This is a genomic window from Rhodococcus sp. EPR-134, assembly GCF_001647205.1.
Lineage (GTDB): Bacteria > Actinomycetota > Actinomycetes > Mycobacteriales > Mycobacteriaceae > Rhodococcus_F > Rhodococcus_F qingshengii.
In genome coordinates this window covers 1-24,168 of record NZ_LVCT01000628.1, presented here as the reverse complement: position 1 = coordinate 24,168, position 24,168 = coordinate 1, and the positions used below count along the sequence as shown (strand labels likewise).

The following is a 24,168-nucleotide window of genomic DNA, read 5'->3' as shown; positions in this document are numbered from 1 at the left end:
GTTCGAATTCCAGTATCGCGTCGGTGCGGATTGTGCTCGTGGTACTGATTTGTCGACGACGGTGCATTTCGACGGGACGGTGTTCGTTGACGACACGACGAATGGTCGTGGTCCTTCGGTCAACGTTCAGAAGAACGTCTCGACGACGACGCTGTCACCGACCAGTGGCGTGAAGTTGGGACAACCTGTTCCGTTGAGCGCGACGGTGACCGGTGGTGCCGACGGTGATTCGGTGGAGTTCTTCGACGGTGCCACCAAGGTCGGTGCGGGCGCGCTCGCCAATGGTGTTGCAACGCTTGCCTGGACACCGGCTGACGTCCGAACCCACAGCGTGACGGCCAAGTATCTCGGTAATGCAAAGGTGGCGACCTCCACGTCGTCGGCTGTCGACGTCGTCGTGTCCGAAGCGGACAAGAGCACTGCAACCGCGATCACCGGTCCCGCAAGTGCAGTTGCAGGTGAGTCCGTGACCGTCGAGGCTACGGTGTCGCCCACTCCGGCGGGTGGCACGGTGCAGTTCAAAGACGGTGCAACCGACCTCGGCGGCGCCGTTACCGTCGATGCCAACGGCAAAGCCTCGCTGACGAATTCCTATGCAGTCGGAGCGCATTCGATCGTGGCGGTGTACTCCGGTTCCGGTGTCTACCAGACTTCGACGTCAGCGCCACATGCGCTGACAGTCGCTCCGGTGGTGGTCGAGGAGAACACAACGACTACCCTCGTCGGCCCGTCGACAGGTTCGACAGGGGAGGCCTTGTCGTTCACTGCCTCCGTCTCGACCGGTGCTGCAGGCGGAACCGTGCAGTTCAAGGAAGGTGGCAGGGATCTGGGATCCCCGGTTCCCGTGGATGCCTCAGGTAAGGCAACAACCACGCCGACCTTCAACGTGGCGGGCGAGTACAGCATCACCGCAGTGTTCTCGGGCTCGGGCAACTACTTGGGTTCGACATCGAACGCCCAGACCGTGAACGTCAAGGCGCCGGCTCCCACCGACCAGCAGACCCAGACGGTCTTGACCGTTCCGGCGGATGCGAAAACCGGTACGGCAGTTGGTCTGTCCGTAACCGTCACGCCGACGCCGGTGGGCGGCACAGTGCAGTTCAAGGACGGCTCGGGCAATCTCGGCTCGCCGGTGCCGGTCGTCGAGGGCAAGGCGTCGATCATGCACGAGTTCGCGAGCGTCGGTACGCACGACATCACGGCCGTCTACTCGGGTGCAACAGGATTCCTCACCTCTACCTCGGCCGCTCAGTCGGTTTCGGTCACGGCTCCGGCCGCGGAGGATCAGGAAACGTCCATCACCGTGAGCGCTCCGGCGTCAGCGGTCAAGGGCGCGAAGGTCGATCTTGTTGCGGCAGTGGTACCTACGCTCAGCGCAGGAACGGTTCAGTTCATGGACGGAACCACCCCGATCGGTGGACCAGTTGCGGTGGTGAACGGTAAGGCCACGCTCTCGCACACCTTCACCGAACTCGGAGATCGCCGAATCACCGCGGTGTTCAGCGGAACTGACGGCTATCTCGGTTCCGAGACCCAGGCCGCAGTCACCGTCAAGGTCACGGCAGAGTCCGACGGCGGCGATCCCGGCAACGGCGGCAGTTCGACTGGTTCACTGGGAAGCCTGGAAAACATCTTCGGGTCCTAGCCCGACGCCTGCATACAGACGCCTCGCCGCGGAGAACACCTCCGCGGCGGGGCGTTTCCCGTCTGTGAGTTCAGGGATTCGGCGCTACGACGTGCCAGGGCACGGTCAGGATGCAGTCACGAAGACGTCGCCGCGCGGGCTGCACGGGAATTCCTTGCGCCCGAAGAATTTCCAATGCGGCGGCCCAACGATGGCGAGGTCCGAACGAGGCGTGCGGCGCGGCGGTGGCCCAGGCTCGATCGGCCGCGCTGAGCAACGCGTGGATCGGCTCACCGGGAACGTTGCGGTGGATGAGAGCCTTCGGGAGACGTTCCGCGATGTCGGAAGGACGCTCGATGTCGAAGGGGTCCCAGGCCAGTGTCAGGGTCAATGGACGATCAGCGTCGAGAAGCACCCAAGCGCAACGTCTCCCGAGTTCGTCGCAGGTTCCGTCGAGTAGCAGCCCGCCCGGTGCGAGACCGGACTGAATGTGTGACCACGCAGAGCCCACAGCCTCCTCCGGGTACTGCCGGAGCACGTTGAAGGCGCGTACGAAGACGGGTGTGAGACCGGCAAGTTCGAATCCACCACGGGCGAAGCTGACACCGTCACGACTCTCGACCACGCGGGCGGGGTCGATCTCGAGCCCGATGACGCGTCGATCCCGCCGGACAGCGGTGAGGCGGCTTGCCATCTCGAAGGTGGTGTCCGGCCTCGCCCCGTACCCGAGGTCGACGATCAACGGATCGGTCGCGTTGTTCAGGGCGTGCGCGATAGTGCGGTTGTGCACGATCCACCGGTCACTACGTCGCAGTCTGTTGATTCCCGTCGTGCCACGGGTGATGACCCCCTCGATCTTCGGGGGTGGAGCTTTCTTCACGGCGGGTTCAGCGTGCGGCGAGCCAGGTCGCGGTGACCTGGGCTTCGGTGCGGAACAGATCTACGAGGTTGATGAGCATCAGTTGCTCCAACTTCGCGCCGATGAACGGTATGAAGACCTTGGCCTCGGACGTGGTTCGCAGCGTGGACCCGGTATCGGTCGCGAACAACTCCATGGTGCCGGACAAACTCCCCGGCCCGGCCGGGATGGACGCTTCGTACGTTCCGGTCACGGTGTCACCGAAGGCGCCGTACGACTCCTTACGAGTGATGACAAGATCCTTCTTCATCACTGTCTGAGCGATGTCAGGCAAATCCGTGCGCGGAAGAATGTGGTGGAGCACGAGATCGATTCCGGAATCGGTGACCTCGAAATGTTCCACATGGTTCTCGGAATGCTTGCGCATCTCCTCGACACGGGCCTCCCAGTACGAGCGGTCCGCCAGCGCCGCATAGACCTGCTCGGGGGAGTGCTGATAGCGGGCGGAGTAGTCGATGCGGCGAGCCATGATCGGAAAGAATACCGGTTACACGCTGTGACAAGCCAAATCGGCTGTATCCACAACTGCCGCCGCCCGCAGGGTTTTACTTCGTGATCCACTCCCGGGTGAAATCCTGTTCGGCTTGGATGAGCCGGACAACCTCGTCGACAATCGCACTTTCGATCTTTCCGCCGAGGAACGGGATCTTGACCTCGACCTCACCGTCGATCTCGAGAGTGGCGGAGTTCTCGTCACCTGTCAGCACCTGCGTGCCCTCGACACGGGCGGGAACGCCGTCGACGTGGGCGGAGAAGGTGCCGGTGGCCTTGCCGTCCTTGAAAGGCGCCATCGTTTCACTGCGCTTGATGACGATGTCGCCGTTGACGACTTTCGACACCATGCTGGGGAGATGCTCTGCGGCAATGATCTGCGACATCGTGACCGCGACGGTCTCGTCGCGAACGGTCAGCTCTTCGATCGTTGCGCCGGGACCACCGACAGCGACGATTCGGTCGCGCCAGTACTGCTCGGAGGTCACCGCCTCATGGACCTTCTCGGCGGGGACTGTGTACTTCGACGAATGCTCGATGCGACGGCTCACGATTGTGGAGGCTACCGTTTATCGATGTGTGGGACGTAACCATTGGCAGACGCGTCGTGGAATCAGGCGCTTTCGTGTCCGAGAACGTTGACTTGTCAGGATTGACGACGCTCCGAATCGGGGGACCGGCGCGGCTGCTCGCCGAATGCCCGACGACGCAGTCGTTGATCGACGTCGTGACGCTGCTCGATCGCGAGCAGATCCCGACGCTGATTCTCGCCGGCGGATCCAATCTCGTGATCTCCGACTCGGGATTCGACGGAGTTGTCGTTCGTGTGGCCAACACCACCGTGAGCCTCGACACGGACCGCGTCGTTGCCGAAGCGGGCGCGGTGTGGGACGAAGTAGTCGGCCAATCCGTCGCCGCGGAACTGGGTGGCCTCGAGTGCCTGTCCGGGATTCCGGGCTCGACCGGTGCGACGCCGGTGCAGAACGTCGGCGCGTACGGCGTCGAGGTGGGCTCGCGGCTCCGGCGGGTTCAATTGCTCGACCGGCGCAGTGGCGAAGTGTCGTGGGTCGAACCGTCGAAACTCGAATTGGGTTACCGGTCGAGCGTCCTCAAGCATTCGGACGCAGCACTGGTTCTCGCCGTCGAATTCGACGCGTCGACCGACGGATTGAGCGCCCCGCTCGCGTACCGCGAACTGTTCACCGCACTGGGGGCAGAAGAAGGCGAGCGGTTACCTGCGTCGCAGGTCCGCGAGGCAGTTCTGGGACTTCGGACGGGTAAGGCGATGGTGCTCGATCCGTACGACCACGACACCTGGAGCGCGGGTTCCTTCTTCACCAACCCCGTGGTGCCCGACGACAAGCTGCCTGCCGTGCTCGCAGCCATCGCCGAACAGCTCGGCGACGTCACCGTGCCGCAGTTCCCCGGCAGTGGTGGAACCAAGCTCTCGGCCGGATGGTTGATCGAACGGGCCGGATTCTCCAAGGGTTATCCCGGCGAAGATGCACCGGCCAGGCTGTCGACCAAACACACCTTGGCGTTGACCAACAGAGGGTCCGCAACGAGTGCGGATGTGGTCTCGCTCGCGCGGGCAGTGCGCGACGGAGTCGAGGCCGCGTTCGGTGTCCACCTGGAACCGGAACCGGTAACTGTGGGCTGCACCATCTGATTCCTGACGGAGCCCGCAGGTAGCCTGTTGAAGTGCATGAGCTGGGTGGTAGGAGAAGTCGTTCGCGTCTTGTTGCGTTGGTAGCTGTATTGCTCGCTCTGATGGTGGCCGTCGTCGGCTGCACGATCGGTGGCAAGGACGGACAGGGCGGCGCGGCGGCCGCCGAGCCAGCACCGGTGGCGACCGTGGTGTCGACGCCGGCGCCCGGCACCAAAGATGTCAGCCCGGTCGCCCCCGTCTCGGTGGCGGTGACCCAGGGAACGCTGTCCGACGTCAGCCTCAGCAATGCGGCCGGTAAAGCCGTTGCAGGACAATTGTCGCCTGACAAGACATCGTTCACCGTCAGTGAGGCACTCGGCTACGGCACCACGTATTCGTGGTCGGGCTCGGCAACCGGGACCGACGGTAAATCCGTGCCAGTCCAAGGGAGCTTTACGACGGTTGCCCCGGAGTCGACCACCGGCGCCACCCTCAACATCGCCGACGGCCAAGAAGTTGGTATCGCGGCACCGATCACGTTGCAGTTCGACAACTCCGTCGTCGACAAGGCGGCCGTCGAGAAGGCTCTTGTCGTGACCACCGTGCCGCCCACCGCCGGATCGTGGGCTTGGCTGGCCGACGACAACGGCGGATCGCGGGCCCATTGGCGTCCGGCCGATTACTGGGTGCCGGGCACGACTGTCCATCTGGACGCCAAGCTCTACGGCTTGAACTACGGCGGTGGCGCCTTCGGCGACCAGGATCTCACGCTCGACTTCACGATCGGTCGCAGCCAGATCGTGAAGGCGAATGCGCCGAGCCACCGCATGCAGGTGGTGCGCGACGGTCAGACGATCATGGACATTCCCGTCAGCTACGGCGAGGGAAACGAACCTCGAAACGTCACGCGCAGCGGCATTCACATGGTGACGGAGAAGTACGAAGACTTCATGATGTCCAATCCGCCGTTCTACGAGAACGTGCGTGAGCGTTGGGCGGTGCGCATCTCCAACAACGGCGAATTCATCCACGCCAATCCTGAGACCACCGGGGTGCAGGGCTCGTCGAACGTCACGAACGGTTGCATCAACCTGTCGACATCCGACGCGCAGGAATACTTCGGAACCGCCCTCTACGGTGACCCCGTAGAGGTGACCGGCACGTCGATCGACCTGTCTCCTGCGGACGGCGACATCTACGACTGGGCAATCGATCTGCCGACCTGGAAGTCGATGTCGGCACTGCCGTAACTCTGTACTGCGGTAAATCCGTGGATGAGGGAACCGTCCGGGCTCTGCTTGCGTCTGTACAGGTAAGTGCTGTCGGCTCGGGGGAGTCCGACGGGGGTTTTCGACTTCAGGGGGACAGCGGTGGGCATTCCATTTCTGGAAGACGTGCTGGGAAGAATCTCCGATGCGACGCAGGCCGTGCCTCCTGGCGTGGCGGCATTGCCAGTTGTCGGCACTCCCATCGCGAGCGCAATCGCTACATCTGCTCTGGTGCAATCCATAACCGACGACCGCGGCGCGTTCGACGACGAGATGGCTGCTGCGACCGTCGACGCCGATGTGGAGCGCGCACGAGCCTGGGGTGAGCGCGATGCCCTCACCGCTCAGACGTCGTCGCTCGAGTACAGCGAACACGCAATCGTGGACGACGATCCGTTCGATGCGATGTCGCACTCCGAAATCTTCGACCACGTCAACGAGATGAATCCGGCAACCCTGAGTGCGATCGGTGAGGCTTGGAAGGCCATTGCAGGCCGGGTCGAAGCCGGCATCGGGAAGTTCCAGAACGACGTGAACGGTGCGATCACCGAAGGCTGGCAGGGGCGCGGCGGCTCGGCTGCGCTGGAAGCAGTGCTGGCCTACTCGGCTGATGCGGGTGAGCTGAAGGTGCGGGTCGATCTGATCTCGAACAAGATCGAGGAGGCGAAGATCGCACTCGACGAGGCAAAACGCTCGATTCCGGCACCCGACGGCGCCTCGACGGTCGAGAGGTTTCTCAGCATGGTTCCCGGGGCTACATGGAAGCAGGCCCAATACGAAGCGGAAGAAGCCGAACGTCAAGCGCGCCAGGTGATGAAGGACGTGTATCTGCCGTCCATGAAGCGTGCGGACGATCAGGTGCCGATCCTCCCGGCCGCATTCAATCCGGTCACCGGCGGTGGAGGGGCTGGAAGTGGCGGGGCTGGAAGTGGCGGTGCATTCGGTGGTGGTGGTGCCGACGGCGGGAACTTTTCGGGTCCAGGAAACGGGCTCGGCACGCCATCTACATCGGGTGGCGGAGTCGGTGGGGGAGCGGACGGTGGAAACTCCGGCGGTGCAAACCCGGCCGGAGACGGTTCCGGTCAGAATCCATCCGGCACCGATTCCGGAAATGGTGACAACCGTAGCGGCGTTGATGCCCAAGGGAATCCGAACGTCGATGCAGTTCGATCCGGAACCGATTCCGACCCGGCCGGGACCACGGCGGCACATGCCGGCCCACTGCCGGCCGGTGCAGCGCCAGGTGGCCTGGCAGGTGCAACTCCGAATGGCGCTCAGCTTGGTTCCGGAACGCCGTCAGGCCTGGTAGGTAGCGGTTCGGGTGGTGGTCCTGCTGGTGGAATCGGTACCGGAGGCTTCGGGCCAGGCGGAACCGGAGTCGGAGCCCTCGGCCCTGGCGGCACCGGTGGCCTCGCCGGTGGCGGGCGTGGGGGCGTCAACGGAACTGGCGGTACCTCGGCGACGGGCGCGCAGAGCGGTCGGGGCGCGATGGGTGGCGTCGGCGGCATGGCACCGGGACGAGGGCAAGGGCAAGACGAAGACAACGTTCACGACACCCCCGGCTACCTCGTCACCGTCGAGAACGGCAATGCCCTGGTCGGCGACCTACCGATGGTCTCCCCGGCGGTGCTGGGCGAATGACCACCATGCAGTGGCAGTTCACCGGCCTCGAATTCCAGATTCTCTGGGAAGCGGTCGGACGTGACCGACTCCCGTACCCGCTGCGGTTTCGTCCGACGGCCGAAACCATGAACGAGCTGACAGAAGAGCGACGTCGAGCGGGAGCACACCTGGCTTGGTTGCTCGACGATCGGCTGCATCACGTTCTCGGTGCTCTTGCGAATCCTGATGCTCGCGTGGAGGTTTCCGGTTTTCACGGGCAGAACATGAGTACGGTGACGCGATTGCACGGCGTTGTTGCCGGCGACCTGGGGGTGCTCCTGACTCAACTGCCCGGCAGGACTGTCGACTGTGGCTCCGACGTGGTTTTCACCGTGGTACGCCCATCGGCAATTCCACGGATGCTCGTCGATCACCTGCCGACCTGCCCCGCTGGATCGGAGCGTGGTGTGAGCATCGAAAGGCCGAAAACTTCCGGTAGAGCGAGCTTTCTGAGCAGTGCTGCCGGTGCGCGCGGGAGCGAGGAAGTGAGCAGATTCTTCGGCCGAGAGCGGACCTCGATAGGTGAAGTCACCACATACCCGGGAGGAGCGGTGGACAGCAGACCGACAGACGACGGAATAACGTTCCACTGGTACGACTATGCCGGAGATGGTCGGTACATCGTCACCGCTGGTGAAACCGTAAGTGCCCGTAGCGCTTCCACGGAAATGACGGAGGCCGAGATTGCACGCAATCTCGGCCTCGTCCTGCACCGGGTGATTCGCACTGGTTAGTCAGAACGATTCGAACTAGCTGGTGGTGCGGTGGAACCGACCGGGGCTTGCCTGATCCCTCGGCTTGACGATGATCTGATCGAGGTTCACATGTGACGGCCGCGACGCGACAAAACCGATGATCTCGGCGATGTCCTGCGCCACCAACGGTGTGATTCCCTCGTACACCTTGTCGGCCTTGTCCTGATCGCCCTCGAACCGGACGAGTGAGAACTCCGTCTCGACGGCTCCCGGCGCGATTTCGGTCAGTCGAACGGGCTTGCCCAACAGTTCACCACGCAATGTCCGATGAAGGACGGCTTGAGCGTGCTTGGCGGTGGTGTAGCCCGAGCCGTTGTCGTATGCCTCCAGCGCGGCCACCGAGGTGATGGTCACGACCAGACCGTCACCCGAATCGATCAGCTTGGGCAGCAGTGCCTTCGTCACACGCAACGTGCCCAGAACATTGGTCTCCCACATCCACCGCCAGTCGTCCAGATCGGCGTCCAGGACTGTTGCCAGACCCTTTGCACCACCCGCGTTGTTGACCAACACGTCGACACGGGGGACCACGGCCGCGAACGCGTCGACGGAATCCTCGTCGGTGACGTCGAGTTCGAGAGCGGTACCACCGATTTCCTCGGCGATCTTCTCGAGACGATCGACGCGGCGAGCACCGATCACGACGTGGAATCCCTGAGCTGCCAGGGTGCGGGCGGTGGCCTCACCGATGCCGGAGCTGGCTCCGGTGACTACGGCGATGCGGGCATCGGAAGAAATGGTCATGATGCAATCGTAGGGCTAGTCGGCGGCATACTCTGCTTCCCGTTCGATGGATTCGATGTGACGACGCGGTACTTGTATCCGACCGGGTGTGTAGGTGACGGCGCGCAGCGCGCCGCTGTACCGGAAGGGACCATGGCGTCGTCGTACCTCCCACGACACAGGTCCCCTGGCGTCGACACCGACCGAGATACCGGTCCACGGCGCCATTCCCACCAGTTGTACTTGCCCGAGCAGCCGGCCCGCGTGAATGCCGTCGATGCTGACGTGGAGATCCCAACGCAACCGCGGTACCACCGTCACCGACAGCTCGATGCGTTCGGTGCCGAGCGCCAGCGGTCCGGCGTCGACAACGGAGTAGGAACCGAACGCGTTGTACCCGAGATGCAGGTGCCCGTCCTCGACGTAGAGAAGGTACCCACCCTGCGGATCGCCATGGGCGACAAGGACACCGGCGTCACCTTCGCGGTAACCGTCGAGTTCGACCGTGATGTCGAAGTCGCGGAACCCGATCAGCTTGGATGAGCGGTAGCGCTCCAGCGGGGGCGTTCCGGCAAGTAGTCGCACCGGGCGTGAGAGTGCTCCTTCCTCCGGACGGCGAACCGCGCCGACGGTATTGCCGAGTAGAGGAAACACGGTGTTCGCCCACGCCGAGTGGTCCCAGGCCTCGGCGAGTTCGCGAACCTTGTCGGGAAACCGTGATGCCAGGTCGTCGAGCTCGGTCGGGTCGGTGCGGACGTCGAACAACTGCCAGTGCGGTTTGTCGATGTCCGCCGGGGTGAGAGCCAGCAGTTTCCAGCCGTCCTTGTAGTAGCCACGGTTGCCGGTCATCTCGGTGTACTGCTCGGTGTGAGTGCTCGGAGCGGCAGACGAACGCAGAACGGACGCGGAAGACACCCCGTCGAACTCTTTCACCGGGAGCCCGTTTCGCACACTGGGTGCGTCGATTCCGGCCAGTTCGAGCAGCGTAGGGGTCAGGTCGGTGACGTACGCGAACTGGTCGCGAATCCCGTTGTCGTCTGCTCCGGGTTTCAATCCAGCGGGCCAGGACAGGAGAAAAGGAACACGGATCCCGCCGGCAAAGGATTGCCCTTTGTAGAACCGGAACGGGGTGTTGGACGTCTGTCCCCATCCACGTGGATAGTGGACGCCCAATTCAGGGCCGCCGATGAGGGATTCGTCGTGGGGGACATCGCCCACCCAGTCCGGATCCTGAATATGCGCGAACTGTGCGAAGTAGCTTCGGGTCCCGTCCGAACCGCCCTCGGCGGTGCCGCCGTTGTCGGAGGTGAAGACGATGATCGTGTTGTCGAGCTCGCCGAGTTCGTCCAGGGTGTCGACGATGCGTCCGACGCTCTGATCGATCGAGTCGACCATCGCCGCGTACACCTCCATGTAGCGGGCGAACCTGGACTGCACTTCCGGCGTGAGTGAATCCCATTCGGGGACGTCGAAGCCGGGTTCGGAGTTTCGCGGTGCTTGCTGCGTACCTTCCGGAAAGAGGCCTTGCACGAGCTGAGAGGCGAACCGCGACTCGCGGATTCGATCCCACCCTTCGTCGTAGCGGCCGCGGTATTTTTCCTGGTCGGCAGGCTTGGCCTGCAACGGTCCGTGCATGGCGACGTGTGCGAAGTAGAGGAAGAACGGCTTGTCCTGATCGTGGGCGCGGAGGTCCTTGATGTACCCGACCGCTTTGTCGGTCAGATCGTCGGTGAGGTAGTACCCCTCGGGGTACTCGTCCACGTCGACCACAGAATTGTCGGAGATCAGTTGATTGGGATAGTAGAAGGAGTTGAGGCCTTCGAGTGAGCCGTAGTAGCGATCGAAACCGCGCTGCGTCGGCCAGGAGTCACGACTTCGTCCCGGGGCCAGGTTGGCGTCGCGTACGAGGTGCCACTTGCCGACGGCATAGGTCGCATAGCCCGCGCCGCGGAGGATTTCGGGGAGTGTCTGGACGTCGTCGGCCAATTCCAGACGCAGTCCGGGGTAGCCCGGATCGGCGTTGGCGACAAAACCGTACCCGGCGCGGTGCGGATTCAGGCCGGTGAGAAGAGCTGCGCGCGACGGCGAGCAGAGGGGCGTCGTGTGATAGTTGGTCATCCGAAAGCCCTGCGCGGCAAGGCGGTCGAGGGTGGGAGTCTCGATCTCGGAGCCGAACGGCCCGATGTCGCTGTACCCCATGTCGTCGATCAGAACCACGACGATGTTGGGTGATCCGGGAATCGGGGTCGTGGAGGTGGGCCACGACGGGGTCGAATCGGCTGCGGTGCGGCCGATTCGACCCTCGAAGCCTTCGTATCCGCGGGCGTGCGAAGGAGGGGCGGAATCCGGTGAAGTCATGGGAGAGTCGAGGCGCCTTCGATGATCGAGTATTCGGAAGCGTCGCCGGCGATGCTGCGGCTTCGTTCCCCGTGGATGTTGACCGGGATGTCGCCGGCAAGGGTGATGCGCTCCAGACGCCGGTACTGATCGTCGTAGTCGGCGATCGCGTAGTGCTGGGTGGCGCGGTTGTCCCAGATCGCGACGTCACCCGCTTCCCAGTTCCACCGCGTCGTGTCCTCGAGCTTGATGGCGTGATCCTGCAAGAGCTTGAATACACCGTTCGACTGTTCGGTGCTCAACCCGACGAAGTTCTTGACAAAATGTCCGAGGACGAGCGTGCGTTCTCCGGTTTCGGGGTGGACTCGCACCACCGGGTGTTCCGTCTCGAAGTACGTGGACTGGAACTCCTCGCGGTAGGCGGCCGTGCGATCTTCGGTGAGCCGCTCGGCGCTGGTTGCCGCATAGTCGTAGACGTTCGTGTGGCGAGCCCAGAGGTTCTCCGCGAGCGCCTTGAGCGGATCCGGCAGTCCGTTGTAGGCGGCTACCCCTGACGCCCACGTCGTGGAACCGCCGTATTCGGGTAGCTGCACCGCGCGCAGGATCGAAGCCTTGGGGATGCGGTCGACGAAGGTGACGTCGGTGTGCCAGCTGTTGGCCTTGCCCAGGTCCGAGTCGATGGGCAGAACTTTTGCGCCGTGCGACTTCACGGTGGGGTGGGCAGTGGTCGGGGTACCCAGCAGATGGGCGAACTCGTACTGCGAATCGTTGTCGAGGTGGTCTTGCCCGCGAAAGAAGATCACCTTGTGTTCGAGAAGTGCTTGCCGGATGAGGGAAATCGTCGCCGGGTCGAGATGCCCGCCGAGAGTGATTCCGTCGATTCGGGCGCCGATATGCGCGCCGAGGGTGGTGACAGTGCCGCGAGCGGCGTCAACGGCCGCTCCGTTCGTTGATGCCGAATTCGTGAGGGTCGGCTTGGCGAAAGCTGTAGACATGGTGCACCTTTCGTGGGGAGTGTGCCCACCCAAACACGCGAGATTTCGCCCCGACAGGGTTGCGTTCAGTGTGATCGTTACCGCACCTGATTTGTGAATCTCGGTGAAGCTGCTACTTTTGGAGCCATGTCGACCGACCAGCCTGCCGCTTTGCGGGTCACCTATGTGACCGCTGCGCTTGGTTCGCGTCTGCCTCTGGCGCGAGAGCTGTGTTGTCGCCGCCGTTCTTTCTGCAGCTAATTTCTGCGCCTTTTCTGTCTATTTCTTCGTGTGACCAGTGGAAACGCTGATTTCTCGGTCGACAGAGATATGCGCCTTCTCCTCCTTCTGCAAGGGACAGCCATGTCGACACCCACAATCTCCGCCATTCCGAACATCCGATCGCGAACCGCGCTCTCGGGAACCCGGACCCGCACCCAGATAGTTGCGCCCGAACTACGCATCGCCGACGGTCCGTCCGCGACTGTGTTGCGCATTGCTCGATCCCGTGGGCCGCTCTCACGTGACACTGCGGCAAAGGCATCAGGGCTGAGCATCGCCACCGTGAACCGGCAGGTCACGAGCCTGCTGGACCTCGGGATCCTGCGCGAACGCGCGGACCTGACGGCCTCCGGAGCAATCGGGCGTCCGCGAGTTCCGTTCGAGGTCAACCACGAGCCTTATCTGACAGTCGGCATCCACATCGGTGCCGTCGTCACCAGCATCATCGCCAGCGACATTCGTGGAAAGGTGCTCGGCGCCGTCGAGATTCCGACGCCTGCCACCAATTCTGCTGTCGCGCTTGCCACCATTGCGCGCTCGGCCAAATCCTTTGCCTCGCGGTGGCACAAGCGTCGTCCGCTCGCCGTCGGCGTGGCCATCGGCGGTCGCGTCGATTCAGCGACCGGAGTCGTCGATCACCCGCGTCTGGGATGGAAGGGCGCCAAGGTCGGGTCCATCATCGGAGCCGGCTTGGATCTCCCTGTATCGGTAGCCGCCCACGTCGAGGCGATGGCTGCGTCGGAACTTCTGCTCAGCACCGATCGTGCCGAAGCCCCGACGCCGGGCACTACCGGCTTGTACTTCTACGCTCGTGAAACTGCCGGCATCGCAATCACTTTCGAAGGGCGAGTACACACGCCGTCCAGCGGACCCGGTTCGATCGCGCACCTCCCCACCGGTTCGTCCGCACGGTGCACCTGCGGAGCCGTGGGTTGCCTTGAAGCGACGATCAGTGACCGCGCCGTAGTCGCGCAGGCTTTGTCTTCGGGCGCCGTGATCCAGGGCAGCGAGCGTGTCACGATCGCGGACGTCTACCGGGCCGCGTCGTCGGGTTCCATTCCGGCACACGAGCTTCTGGTTGATCGAGCACGCGTCCTCGGCCGGACAGTGGCGATGCTGCGTGACCTGTTCAACCCGGATCGGGTGATTCTGGGTGGTCAGGCATTTACCGACTATCCCGCCGGGGTGCCCCATGTCGCCGAGGCCTTCTCGACGGCATCCTCCTTGGAGCGTAAGGACATTCGAATTACCGGTTTCGGCAATCGGGTTCAGGAATACGCTTCCACGGTCGTGTCACTGAGCTCACTGTTTGCTGATCCCGCTGCGGCTATGCGCCGCGCGTCGGCCGTCTGACTGCGAAGAGGGTAGTCAGAGTTCCGGTCGATCCAAGACTCGCAACCAAGATCCGTCGGGCTGGCGGCGCGCGACCTGCGTGCGCCCGCCGGTTCCGTCGGATGGTTTGGTCGAGGTCATTGCCAGGTCGCCGCTGATCACCGTCGGTAGAGATTCCTCGACGGTGAATCTCGGTGCTGCGGCGAGCATCTGAGAGATCACCTCGCGGATGGCTTGGCGGCCCACGGTGAGGGATCCGGGAGGGAAGGCCATCACCGCATCCTCTTCGTAGAGTGCGGCGACGGCGTCTGCGTCACCAGCGTTGGCGAACTGCACAAAAAGCTTCGCGATGTCTTCCGGGGTTCCGGCCTTCTGAACGTCATCTGTTGTTGTCATGCTTCCATCGTTCTACCGCACCGGCGATAAGTCCAAGATCTAGTTTGTCTCGCAGCTAGAATTAGCAGTTATGGAACTTCGGCAACTCGAGTACTTTGTCGCTGTCGTTGAGGAAGCTAATTTCACTCGCGCCGCCGAGCGGCTTCACGTAGCCCAGCCGGGTGTGAGTGCGCAGGTCAAAAGGCTGGAACGTGAGCTGGGGCAGGAATTGCTCGACCGTAGTGGTCGAACCGTTCGTCTGACCGACGCCGGGCGAGCTGTCCTCCCACACGCCTACGCTGCACTTGCTTCCGTTCAGAGCACCCGCGACGCTGTCGATGCCCTGAACGGACTTGTTCGCGGCTCCGTTTCGGTCGGGATGGTTACCGCCTGCGCTTCCGCCGACCTCACAGATCTGCTGAGTCGGTTGCACAACAAACACCCCGGACTGGACATTTCGCTGGCCGAGGACGATTCGCGCAGTCTGCTTGCCGGAGTGTTGGACGGAACCTTCGACATAGCCGTCATCGGGGTGGCGGGAGAGCTGCCGGAAGGGCTCGAATCGAGGGTGATCACCGACGAACGACTGGTGGCCGGAGTGGCAACGGATCATCCGCTGGCCGAGGTGTCGTCTCTACCGTTTGCCGAACTCGCCACGCGATCGGTCATCTGTCTGCCGGAGGGAACCGGTATCAGGACGTGTCTGAACTTCGCGTGCGCCGCGGCCGGCACCACGCCGACGGTTGCGCTCGAGGCAAGCAACCTCGGCATCATCGTTTCATTGGCAGCGCAGGGGCTGGGAATGGCCGTGCTTCCCGAGTCGGCAGTGGGGGAGTTGCATCGGATCGATCTCGAACCGGAGGCGCGATCTCGGCTGGAATTGGTCTGGCGTTCGTCGGGCGGCAAGAATCCTGCGGCCTCCGCTCTCATCGATCTTGCGAGAGCTGTTCCCGCCGAGTGAGTTCGGCCTGCGCCCGATCCAATCCGCCGTGCTCGAGAGCAGCCAACCTCGACCTGTCCTTCCAGACGATGGTGCCGCGTCGCCGGACGATGACCGACATCGTTCCAAAGAGATGCTCGAGCGCTCCTGGCACGTTTCGACGCTCGGCAGGTATCGGAACAGGAAGTATGTGTGCGTCGGCGATGGGTGCGGTCCCGTCGATGTCGACGCTCCACTTCCGGCTGTAACCCCGAAGCGTCCAGCGATCGTCGGACACCGTCGTCTCCACCTGTGACGTCAGAGGATTACCCAGCCGCAACACCGTTCCGTCCGGTAGCGCGGCAACGACGGCGGTGACCTCGGTGCGCAGAGGTCCGGCGCTGACCTGTCCGCCGGCAAACGCCACGCAGGCTCGAGGATCGGTGAACCCTTGTGCCTGTCCCCACCACCAGGATTCCGGGAATCCTCCCTTTCCCCAGTTTTTCTCGCCGTACACCTGCGCTCCGGTGAGATCCCAGCTCTGTCCGTCGATGACGGCGCTTCCCTCGACCCGGCCGCCGAGCAGCCACGGATGCCAGTACTGATTGAGTGCGGGAACTGATTGGAAGTAACTCGACCCCCCCGAAGCGGCGGTGCGGCCAGAATCGCTGATTACTGATGCGTACGTCGAGATGACTGTCGCCGAAATCGACCTGGAGTCGATCGGCATTGCCGCGGAAAGCGTTGTCGGCGTAGGCCCCCAGGATACGGGGATCGGCCGATCCGTTCGGATGCTCAGCAGTGCGGAGGAATCCGCCTGGGTGTGCCGCGAGACCGAGCGTCGACCAGCTGCCGCCGTCGGCCTTGTTGATTCCGGCGAGCGCGATCACCACCCGTCCGCTGTCTGGCATCGTGAATCGCCAGAAGTAACCCTCCATCGCAACGTCATGGGAGGCAAGCAAATTGCCGTACGGCAGGGTGGCACCCGAGGCGCGGTACGCGGGAAGCTTCACGGTCCCAGTACTGCCTGTGATGCGGTGACCTGAGCGACGAGGCGGCCCTCGTCGTCGCGGATCTCGGTCACCACCGCGACGGTGCTGCGCCCCGCGTGCAGTGGCCGGGCGGTGGCGGTGACCGTGCCCTTGCGCACGCCGCGAGTGAAGACGGTCGACGAACTGGTGGTGGACGTACTTGCGCCGGACGGCAGATTGAGGAATGCACAGACGGCGCCGACGCTGTCTGCCAGCGTCATCAAGGCGCCGCCGTGCATTCCGTTGCCGGCGGTGGTGCGGTGGCTGTCCCAATCCAGATGGCCGACAACCTGTTCGGGTGCCGCGCTGTCCAACTGAATTCCGGTGTGGACTGCAAAAGGCATGCTCGCGACAAGTTGTTCGAGGTCCATGCCTACCGATGTTAACGAGCCGCCGAAACCTCCGTCGGGACTTCGGTTTATCGAGGGCGGTGACTCACAGGGGCAGGGCGGTTTCCGACAGCCCTTCCGGCGCGTTGCGACGACGGAACCACTCGGTGCCGAATGCCGCGGCGAGCTGCTCCGTCGGCATTTCGAGGAACGGGCCGAAATCGCCGACCTGCGTTGCGTGCGCGTACATGGCCGCGCGCTTGGACGAGATCACCGAACTGACATCGACCGCGGTGGTGAGTTGGTCAGCCGGAAGCCCGAACGATTCGATGTCCGGCGGCTGCGCCTCCTCGGTCCACTCGGGGTTGGCCTGCATCAGCATCTTCATGTGATCGCGGTTGGTGGACGCCTCGTAGACGAACGGCGTGCCCGCGAGTTCTGCAGCACGAACGCCGACGTGGTGGACCTGGATGTGATCCGGGTGGCCGTATCCGCCGTTGGGGTCGTAGATGGTCAGGACATCGGCGTTCTCTTCACGAAGAACCTCGGCCAGACGCTCGGCGGCCTTCTCGACGTCGACGTTGCAGAACGCTTCCGGATTCTCGTTCTCGGGCGTACCCACCATCCCCGAATCCGGGTAGTGCAGGGACACGACGCGACTGGCACCCAACGCGTCGGTGGACGCCTCGAGCTCACGGCTGCGGCGCTGAGCCAACGTCTCGTATTCGTCCAACAGTCCGTCGGGGAATTCACCGAGAGCACCGTCGGTAGCGGTGACGACTACGACGCGGTGACCTGCGTCGGCGGCCATTCTCATCACGCCGCCCGTAGTGAAAACTTCGTCATCGGGATGGGCGTGGAAACACACCAGGACACTCATTCGCGCAATCGTAAGGCAAGTTACCGACAGGTCAACCCGAGCGCACAGTGAAAACGATTTGTCGAGTCGGCCTCGGCTCTGTGAACCTTGTTCAGTGCACGAGAAGCTGACATGAGCGAATCCACCAACAAAGGCCTGCTGAGCGCCTACCGCGAGATCTTTGCCGCCCCCGGATCGGTCGCCTTCTCGGCCGCCGGATTTGTCGCAAGGCTGCCGATCGCCATGATCGGTATCGGAATCGTGACGATGATCTCGCAACTTCGTGGTGACTACGCGCTCGCCGGCGCGCTCGCCGCGGTTTTTGCGCTCTCGTCGGCGATCATCGCGCCCGCGGTCTCGCGTGCGGTCGACCGCTTCGGACAGCGAGCGGTCCTGCCGATTGCCGCAGCCGTGAGCGTCACCGCGATCGGGGCGCTCCTGCTCGCAGTCCGGATGGAAGCTCCCGACTGGCTGCTGTTCGTTCTGGTCGTCCCCGGCGGCGCCACTCCGACGATCGGCGCGATGATTCGCGCCAGGTGGGTGGCGATCTATGTCGGAAAACCTCAGCTGCGCACCGCCTTCGCCTTCGAATCGGTGGTGGACGAGCTCTGCTTCGTGGCGGGCCCGGTCATATCGGTAGGTCTGAGCATCGGGCTCTTCCCCGAGGCTGGACCACTGGCAGGGTTGATCCTGCTGGTCACCGGAACCCTGCTGCTGGTCATACAGCGCGGAACCGAACCGAAGGTGCATCCGCGTCGACCCGGCCGCGGACGATCGGTTCTCGGTAACCACGTGATGTGGATCGTCATCGTGATCATGGTGATGCTCGGAACGATCTTCGGCGTCATCGACGTCGGCGCCATCGCGTTCACCAAGGAACAGAATTCGCCGGGGTCGGCGACGCTGGTCCTCGCGCTGTTCGCCGGCGGTTCGGGAATCGCGGGACTGATCTTCGGGTCGATGCACCCGGCGCGATCGCTGCGCGGGCAGTTGATGATCGCGTCCTCGGCGGTCGCCGTTCTCAGCGTCCCGCTTCTGTTGGTCGGAAACGTGGCCGCACTTGCGGGTGCCTACGTGCTGGCGGGCGCGACCATCGCACCGACGCTCATCATCGCGACAGCCCTGGTCGAACAGATCGTCCCGCCGGAAAAGCTCACCGAGGGAATGACCCTGACGGTTACCGGCCTCGGCGTCGGCGTGGCGCTCGGGTCTGCGCTGGCCGGACAGCTGATCGATCGCTACGGCGTCCCGTCGGCCTACATGCTCGCCGTCGGCGCCGCAGTCGCAGCCTCTATCGTGACGGCATGTCTATTCGTGAAGCCGTCAGCGTCGACGGCACGTCCATCGTCTATCGAGTAACCGGAAATTCGGCGGGGACCCCGCTGGTGTTGCTGCACGGCTGGGCTCAGTCCTCGCAGTGCTGGGGCGAGCAGGTCCTCGCGGACCTGGCCGCGGACTATCGGCTGATCGCTGTCGATCTGCGCGGCCACGGTTACTCCGATGCGCCCGAATCCGGATACGACGACTCCGCGAACTGGGCCGGCGACGTCGCGGCTGTTCTTGCGGCCGAAGGCGTCACCGAGAACGCGATCCTGCTCGGCTGGTCGTACGGCGGTCTGGTGATCTGCGATTACCTGGCAGCGCACGGCACCGGCGCGGTGGCGGGTGCGGTTCTGGTCGGGGCGATCACCAGCATCGGGCGCGGCGAAAAAGGTGGCAAGGTCGGCTCGGCGATGCGTAGCGCGGTTCCCGGCGCGATGTCCGAAGATCCGCGCGAGGCGATCCGTGCACTCGGCGCTTTCGGCAATGCTCTCACCGGCCCATCCGAAGGCAAGGGTGCAGCGTCGCAGGCCTTGTTCGGGTACAGCCTCTCGACGCGTCCGCGGGTGCGCGCAGCACTGTTCAACCGTGCTGTCGGTCACGACGAGTTGCTTCGCAACCTGGATATCCCCGTTCTCGTTCTGCACGGAACCGACGACTCCGTCGTCGACGTGAGCGCAGGTAAGCACGCCGAGGAACTGATTCCCAAGTCCCAGGCGTCGTACTGGGAAGGCTGCAATCACGGCCCGTTCGTGGAGGATCCGACACGATTCGTGTCCGAAGTGCGAACCTTCATCTCGAGCCTCGGTTAGAGTTCGCGCCCGGTGAGGGGGCAGTATGGAGTCGTGACGCCCATGCACATTTCGCGCCCTCGCCGGGTGGCCGTTCTCTCGGTCCACACCTCGCCATTGGCGCAACCCGGCACCGGTGACGCGGGTGGGATGAACGTCTACGTTCTGCAATCCGCCATTCAGCTCGCCAAACGTGGCGTCGAGGTGGAGATATTCACCCGCGCGACGTCCTCGGCCGACGCACCTGTGGTGGACGCCGCTCCCGGAGTGCGGGTTCGGAACATTGCTGCTGGTCCCTTCGAAGGGCTGGACAAGGCGGATCTGCCGACTCAACTGTGTGCCTTCGTCGCAGGAGTTCTGCGGGAGGAAGCGCGCCACGAGCCCGGGTACTACAGCCTGATTCACTCGCACTACTGGTTGTCCGGTCAGGTCGGCTGGCTGGCCCGCGACCGCTGGGGCGTGCCCCTCGTACACACCGCCCACACCCTCGCGGCGGTGAAGAATCTTTCGCTTGCCGAGGGAGACACCCCGGAGCCGGCAGCACGTCAGATCGGCGAGCAGCAAGTAGTCGCCGAGTCCGATCGCCTGGTCGCCAACACCACCGACGAAGCCAAGGCGCTGCACGAGTTGTACGGCGCAGATCCCACGCGTATCGACGTCGTGGCTCCCGGCGCCGATCTCACCCGCTACCGACCGGGCGATCGCGATTCCGCCCGCGCGTCGTTGGGGTTGGACCCGGGCGAGGTCGTCGTGACTTTCGTCGGCCGGATCCAACCTCTGAAAGCGCCGGACGTTCTGCTGCGTGCTGCCGCCGAAGTGATCAGCCGTCGCCCCGAGTTGCCGTTGCGCATCCTCGTCGTCGGCGGGCCGTCCGGAACTGGCCTCGCGCGGCCGGACGTGCTGATCGAACTGGCACGCTCACTCGGCATCACCGCGCAGGTGACGTTCTTGCCGCCGCAGGCTCCTGAGCGTCTCGCCGATGTCTACCGTGCCTCGGATCTGGTTGCGGTGCCGAGCTATTCGGAGTCCTTCGGATTGGTCGCCATCGAAGCTCAAGCCTGCGGAACTCCCGTGATCGCCGCCGACGTCGGCGGACTGGGAGTAGCCGTACGCAACGGTGAGACCGGCCTGCTGGTTCAAGGACACCGCACCGAAGACTGGGCCGGCGCCCTCGAATCCTTGGTGACAGCACCGACGCGCTTGGCCGAACTCGCCGCGCAGGCACCGCGTCACGCCGAAAATTTCTCGTGGGAACACACCGCGGACGGTTTGCTCGAGAGCTATCGCAAAGCCGCAGTCAACTACAACAACGGAACCGGTCCCAGCGACTTCTCGCCCCGCCGTGCGCGGGGTCTGTGGCGTCTGCGCCGGACCGGGGGAGTGCGTACATGAGCAGCATTTCGGACACCATCGAGCAGGCTCTCACCGAGCGCGAACTCGACTTCACCAGAAAAGACGACGCGCATTTCATCGTCGAACTTCCCGGTGAACACAAACTCAAGACGTCGACTCTGCTCACCGTCGGCAATCACGGTGTGCGGGTCGAGGCCTTCGTGTGCCGCAAGGTGGACGAGAACTTCGAAGGCGTCTACAAGTTCCTGCTCAAGCGCAACCGTCGTCTGTACGGGGTGGCGTACACACTCGACAAGGTCGGGGACATCTACCTCGTCGGCAAGATCGCGGAGCATGCGGTGACCGCCGATGAACTCGACCGAGTGCTCGGTCAGGTTCTCGAAGCCGCCGACGGCGATTTCAACGTCATCCTCGAACTCGGCTTCTCCTCGTCCATCAAGCGTGAGTGGGCGTGGCGGGTGTCGCGAGGCGAGTCGCTGGCGAATCTCGAACCGTTCAAGCACCTCATCGAGGAAGAGCCCGCGCAGAGCTGATCGAGCGGGGTGAGACACATCGCGGATGTGTCACGTAAAGTGGCCTTTACTTGTGACTGTCGTCACGGAATAATACTGTTCCCGTGAGTCACAGTAAGTTGGTCACACCACCCCGCCGCGCAACTTTTCGAGGAGCACAGTGAGCTTCAAGAGTCCGTTCCCCGACGTTGAAATCCCCAACCTCAGCGTCTACGACTTCCTGTTCGGAAACACCGACCCCGCAGACCTCGACAAGACGGCCTTCGTCGAGGGCAGTTCGGGCGCAGTCACCACATACGCTTCGCTGATCGCACAGATCAACGGCGTTGCAGGCGCACTCGCAGGGCGCGGACTCGCCGTCGGCGACGTGGTCGGGCTGCATTCGCCCAACGTCCCGGCCTTCGGTTCCGTCTTCCACGGCATCCTTCGTGCCGGCGGCGTCGCGACCACGATCAACGCGCTCTACACCGCCGAGGACATCGCCAAGCAGCTCACCGATTCCAAGGCCAAGTTCCTCTTCACCGTCTCGCCGCTCCTGCCGCAGGCAAAGGCAGCTGCTGACCTGGTCGGTATCCCGGCCGAGAACGTGTTCGTGCTCGACGGGGCCGAAGGCCACCTCTCGCTGCGTGATCTGCTCGGCGAGGGTGCAGCGGCGCCCGAGGTCTCCTTCGATCCGGCCACCCAGCTCGCGGTGCTGCCGTACTCCTCGGGCACCACCGGCCGACCCAAGGGGGTCATGCTCACTCATCGCAACCTCGTGGCCAACGTCTGCCAGATCATTCCGCGGATGGGCATCGAGACCGACGACAAGATCCTCGCGGTCCTACCGTTCTTCCACATCTACGGCATGACGGTCCTGCTCAACGCTGCGCTCTACCGCCGCGCGAGCCTCATCACGATGCCGAAGTTCGATCTCGTCGAGTTCCTGCGGATCGTCGCCGAGCAGAAGTCGACGTACATCTTCGTCGCACCGCCCGTTGCCGTCGCGCTGGCAAAGCACCCGCTCGTCGATCAGTACGACCTCTCGAGCGTGCACACCATCTTCTCCGGTGCGGCCCCGCTCGACGCGGCGCTCGGCAAGGCCGTCGCCGACCGGTTGAACTGCCACGTCCGCCAGGGCTACGGCATGTCCGAGATGAGCCCGGTCTCGCACGCGATCCCGTTCGATCGTGACGACATCGCCCTCGACACGTGCGGTCCGACCATCGCCAACATGGAATGCAAGCTCGTCGACCCCGGAACGGGCGAAGAGGTCGCGTACCCGGCTCTCGGCTCGGACGGCGTCAGCGAGCCCGGCGAACTGTGGTGCAAGGGCCCGAACATCATGCTCGGCTACCTCGGCAACGACCAGGCCACCAAGGACACCCTCGACGACGACGGTTACCTGCACACCGGTGACATCGCGACCGTCGACGGCGACGGCGTCGTCAAGATCGTCGACCGCCTCAAGGAACTGATCAAGTACAAGGGCTACCAGGTTCCCCCGGCGGAACTCGAGGCCTTGCTGCTGACCCACCCGCAGATCGCCGACGCCGCAGTGATCGGCGTGCTCGACGCTGAGGGCGAAGAGGTTCCGAAGGCATTCGTCGTGCTCCAGGACGGCGCCGAGTTGACCGAAGACGACGTGATCTCGTTCGTCGCCGAGCGCGTCTCGCCGCACAAGAAGGTTCGCCAGGTTTCGTTCATCAGCACCGTGCCGAAATCCGCGGCCGGAAAGATCCTCCGCAAGGATCTGCGAACTGCGGAAGTAGCCCCGAGCTGATTTCCGGACAGGGTTGATCAAGAAGGGTTCCGGTACTCGTGCCAGGATGAACGCCATGAGTATCGGAACCCTGGTCCTGCTCCGCCACGGCGAGAGCGAATGGAATGCACTCAATCTGTTCACCGGCTGGGTGGACGTACACCTGACAGACAAGGGCATGGCCGAGGGCAAGCGCGCCGGCGAACTGCTCGCCGAGCACAACCTGTTGCCCGACGTTCTCTACACGTCTCTGCTGCGCCGCGCGATCAGCACAGCCAACCTCGCGCTCGACGCCGCCGATCGCCACTGGATCCCGGTAGTGCGCGACTGGCGTCTCAACGAGCGCCACTACGGCGCTCTGCAGGGCAAGAACAAGGCGCAGACCAAGGAAGAGTACGGAAACGAGCAGTTCATGCTCTGGCGTCGTAGCTACGACACCCCGCCGCCCGCCATCGAAGCCGGCAGCGAGTACAGCCAGGACACCGATCCCCGGTACGCGAACCTCGACGAGGTCCCCTTGACCGAGTGCCTGCTCGACGTCGTCAAGCGTCTGATCCCGTACTGGGAGGACACCATCTCCCAGGAGCTGCTCGCCGGTCGGAACGTGCTGGTCACCGCGCACGGCAACTCGCTGCGTGCGTTGGTCAAGCACCTCGACGGCATCTCGGACGAGGACATCGCGGGCCTGAACATCCCGACCGGAATCCCGCTGCGTTACGACCTCGACGAGAACCTGAAGCCGCTCAATCCCGGCGGCACCTACCTGGATCCGGAGGCCGCAGCTGCCGGCGCCGCCGCGGTGGCGAATCAGGGCGGAAAGTAGCAACCCGATGATGTGCGTCGAGGCCCCCCGAACAGTGATTTCGGGGGGCCTCGGCCAACAGCAGATGAACGACGAACCAACGCCGTCCACCTGGCGGAT

Annotated in this window: 22 protein-coding genes and 1 pseudogene; 13 read left to right on the top strand and 10 right to left on the bottom strand. The window is 63.8% G+C overall.

Annotated elements, in window-relative coordinates:
• Nucleotides 1–1,645, top strand: a 1,645-nt coding sequence (locus A2J01_RS27695) for an Ig-like domain-containing protein (RefSeq protein ID WP_064114011.1), incomplete at its 5' end; no start/stop codon positions are given.
• Nucleotides 1,646–1,715: 70 nt separating this feature from the next.
• On the opposite strand, the gene A2J01_RS27690 is transcribed toward A2J01_RS27695, so the two are convergent.
• From A2J01_RS27690 to A2J01_RS27680, 3 genes are all read right to left on the bottom strand, one after another.
• Nucleotides 1,716–2,504 carry a hypothetical protein gene (locus tag A2J01_RS27690; RefSeq protein WP_064114010.1) on the bottom strand — a complete coding sequence of 263 codons (789 nt, stop codon included), beginning with the start codon at nucleotides 2,502–2,504 and terminating at the stop codon, nucleotides 1,716–1,718.
• Between the two features lie 7 nt (nucleotides 2,505–2,511).
• The gene (locus A2J01_RS27685; protein ID WP_007735352.1) at nucleotides 2,512–3,012 is read right to left on the bottom strand and encodes a DUF2505 domain-containing protein; all 501 of its coding nucleotides are present in this window, start codon (nucleotides 3,010–3,012) and stop codon (nucleotides 2,512–2,514) included.
• Between the two features lie 76 nt (nucleotides 3,013–3,088).
• On the bottom strand, nucleotides 3,089–3,586 hold the full coding sequence (locus A2J01_RS27680; protein ID WP_042452956.1) for a DUF2505 domain-containing protein: 498 nt from the start codon (nucleotides 3,584–3,586) through the stop codon (nucleotides 3,089–3,091).
• 74 nt (nucleotides 3,587–3,660) lie between these two features.
• Here A2J01_RS27680 and A2J01_RS27675 point away from each other — a divergent pair, with 74 nt between their 5' ends.
• From A2J01_RS27675 to A2J01_RS27660, 4 genes are all read left to right on the top strand, one after another.
• A complete protein-coding gene (locus A2J01_RS27675; RefSeq protein ID WP_064114012.1) occupies nucleotides 3,661–4,704 on the top strand; it encodes a UDP-N-acetylmuramate dehydrogenase in 1,044 nt (347 codons plus the stop codon).
• Between the two features lie 32 nt (nucleotides 4,705–4,736).
• A complete protein-coding gene (locus A2J01_RS27670) occupies nucleotides 4,737–5,933 on the top strand; it encodes a L,D-transpeptidase (protein ID WP_064114009.1) in 1,197 nt (398 codons plus the stop codon).
• Nucleotides 5,934–6,053: 120 nt separating this feature from the next.
• Nucleotides 6,054–7,592 (top strand): hypothetical protein, encoded by a 1,539-nt coding sequence (locus A2J01_RS27665; RefSeq protein ID WP_064114008.1) that lies wholly within the window; start codon nucleotides 6,054–6,056, stop codon nucleotides 7,590–7,592.
• Entirely contained in the window at nucleotides 7,589–8,347 is a 759-nt protein-coding gene (locus A2J01_RS27660) for an ESX secretion-associated protein EspG (protein ID WP_007735346.1), read from the top strand. The genes A2J01_RS27665 and A2J01_RS27660 overlap by 4 nt, the downstream gene beginning before the upstream one ends.
• Nucleotides 8,348–8,362: 15 nt before the next feature.
• Here A2J01_RS27660 and A2J01_RS27655 read toward each other — a convergent pair whose 3' ends face one another.
• Genes A2J01_RS27655 through A2J01_RS27645 form a run of 3 tightly spaced genes read right to left on the bottom strand, consistent with a single transcriptional unit; the run spans nucleotide 8,363 to nucleotide 12,423 of the window.
• A complete protein-coding gene (locus A2J01_RS27655) occupies nucleotides 8,363–9,112 on the bottom strand; it encodes an SDR family NAD(P)-dependent oxidoreductase (RefSeq protein WP_003942076.1) in 750 nt (249 codons plus the stop codon).
• 15 nt (nucleotides 9,113–9,127) lie between these two features.
• Complete coding sequence (locus A2J01_RS27650) at nucleotides 9,128–11,449, bottom strand: arylsulfatase (RefSeq protein ID WP_064114007.1); 2,322 nt, start codon at nucleotides 11,447–11,449, stop codon at nucleotides 9,128–9,130.
• Nucleotides 11,446–12,423, bottom strand: coding sequence for a TauD/TfdA dioxygenase family protein (locus tag A2J01_RS27645; RefSeq protein WP_064114006.1), 978 nt, complete (start codon nucleotides 12,421–12,423; stop codon nucleotides 11,446–11,448). The genes A2J01_RS27650 and A2J01_RS27645 overlap by 4 nt, the downstream gene beginning before the upstream one ends.
• A gap of 342 nt (nucleotides 12,424–12,765) precedes the next feature.
• Between A2J01_RS27645 and A2J01_RS27640 the strand changes: the two genes are divergently transcribed.
• Complete coding sequence (locus tag A2J01_RS27640; RefSeq protein WP_074447122.1) at nucleotides 12,766–14,037, top strand: ROK family transcriptional regulator; 1,272 nt, start codon at nucleotides 12,766–12,768, stop codon at nucleotides 14,035–14,037.
• Between the two features lie 15 nt (nucleotides 14,038–14,052).
• On the opposite strand, the gene A2J01_RS27635 is transcribed toward A2J01_RS27640, so the two are convergent.
• Nucleotides 14,053–14,412: a YybH family protein gene (locus A2J01_RS27635; RefSeq protein ID WP_054187841.1), complete on the bottom strand. Its 360-nt coding sequence runs from the start codon at nucleotides 14,410–14,412 to the stop codon at nucleotides 14,053–14,055.
• Nucleotides 14,413–14,482: 70 nt separating this feature from the next.
• Here A2J01_RS27635 and A2J01_RS27630 point away from each other — a divergent pair, with 70 nt between their 5' ends.
• Entirely contained in the window at nucleotides 14,483–15,352 is an 870-nt protein-coding gene (locus A2J01_RS27630; RefSeq protein WP_007735338.1) for a LysR family transcriptional regulator, read from the top strand.
• On the opposite strand, the pseudogene A2J01_RS27625 reads toward A2J01_RS27630, so the two are convergent.
• The 3 genes and pseudogenes from A2J01_RS27625 to A2J01_RS27615 all read right to left on the bottom strand — a co-directional run bounded on the left by A2J01_RS27625 (nucleotide 15,318) and on the right by A2J01_RS27615 (nucleotide 17,550).
• A pseudogene (locus A2J01_RS27625) lies at nucleotides 15,318–16,323 on the bottom strand (tocopherol cyclase family protein). The gene A2J01_RS27630 and the pseudogene A2J01_RS27625 overlap by 35 nt on opposite strands.
• The gene (locus A2J01_RS27620; RefSeq protein ID WP_007735335.1) at nucleotides 16,320–16,712 is read right to left on the bottom strand and encodes a PaaI family thioesterase; all 393 of its coding nucleotides are present in this window, start codon (nucleotides 16,710–16,712) and stop codon (nucleotides 16,320–16,322) included. The pseudogene A2J01_RS27625 and the gene A2J01_RS27620 overlap by 4 nt, the downstream one beginning before the upstream one ends.
• A gap of 64 nt (nucleotides 16,713–16,776) precedes the next feature.
• Nucleotides 16,777–17,550 (bottom strand): PIG-L family deacetylase, encoded by a 774-nt coding sequence (locus A2J01_RS27615; RefSeq protein ID WP_003942001.1) that lies wholly within the window; start codon nucleotides 17,548–17,550, stop codon nucleotides 16,777–16,779.
• A gap of 111 nt (nucleotides 17,551–17,661) precedes the next feature.
• Here A2J01_RS27615 and A2J01_RS27610 point away from each other — a divergent pair, with 111 nt between their 5' ends.
• The 6 genes from A2J01_RS27610 (at nucleotide 17,662) to A2J01_RS27585 (ending at nucleotide 24,069) form a co-directional block, all read left to right on the top strand.
• Nucleotides 17,662–18,888, top strand: coding sequence for an MFS transporter (locus A2J01_RS27610; RefSeq protein ID WP_003942019.1), 1,227 nt, complete (start codon nucleotides 17,662–17,664; stop codon nucleotides 18,886–18,888).
• Nucleotides 18,834–19,661, top strand: coding sequence for an alpha/beta fold hydrolase (locus tag A2J01_RS27605; RefSeq protein WP_039973477.1), 828 nt, complete (start codon nucleotides 18,834–18,836; stop codon nucleotides 19,659–19,661). Before A2J01_RS27610 ends, A2J01_RS27605 begins: the two co-directional genes overlap by 55 nt.
• Before the next feature lie 42 nt (nucleotides 19,662–19,703).
• Nucleotides 19,704–21,032, top strand: coding sequence for a D-inositol-3-phosphate glycosyltransferase (gene mshA / locus A2J01_RS27600; RefSeq protein WP_003941843.1), 1,329 nt, complete (start codon nucleotides 19,704–19,706; stop codon nucleotides 21,030–21,032).
• A complete protein-coding gene (locus tag A2J01_RS27595; protein ID WP_064114005.1) occupies nucleotides 21,029–21,526 on the top strand; it encodes a YbjN domain-containing protein in 498 nt (165 codons plus the stop codon). The genes mshA and A2J01_RS27595 overlap by 4 nt, the downstream gene beginning before the upstream one ends.
• 139 nt (nucleotides 21,527–21,665) lie before the next feature.
• Nucleotides 21,666–23,267 (top strand): AMP-binding protein, encoded by a 1,602-nt coding sequence (locus tag A2J01_RS27590; protein WP_064114004.1) that lies wholly within the window; start codon nucleotides 21,666–21,668, stop codon nucleotides 23,265–23,267.
• Nucleotides 23,268–23,313: 46 nt separating this feature from the next.
• A complete protein-coding gene (locus tag A2J01_RS27585; protein WP_003941992.1) occupies nucleotides 23,314–24,069 on the top strand; it encodes a phosphoglyceromutase in 756 nt (251 codons plus the stop codon).
• Nucleotides 24,070–24,168: the final 99 nt, after the last annotated feature.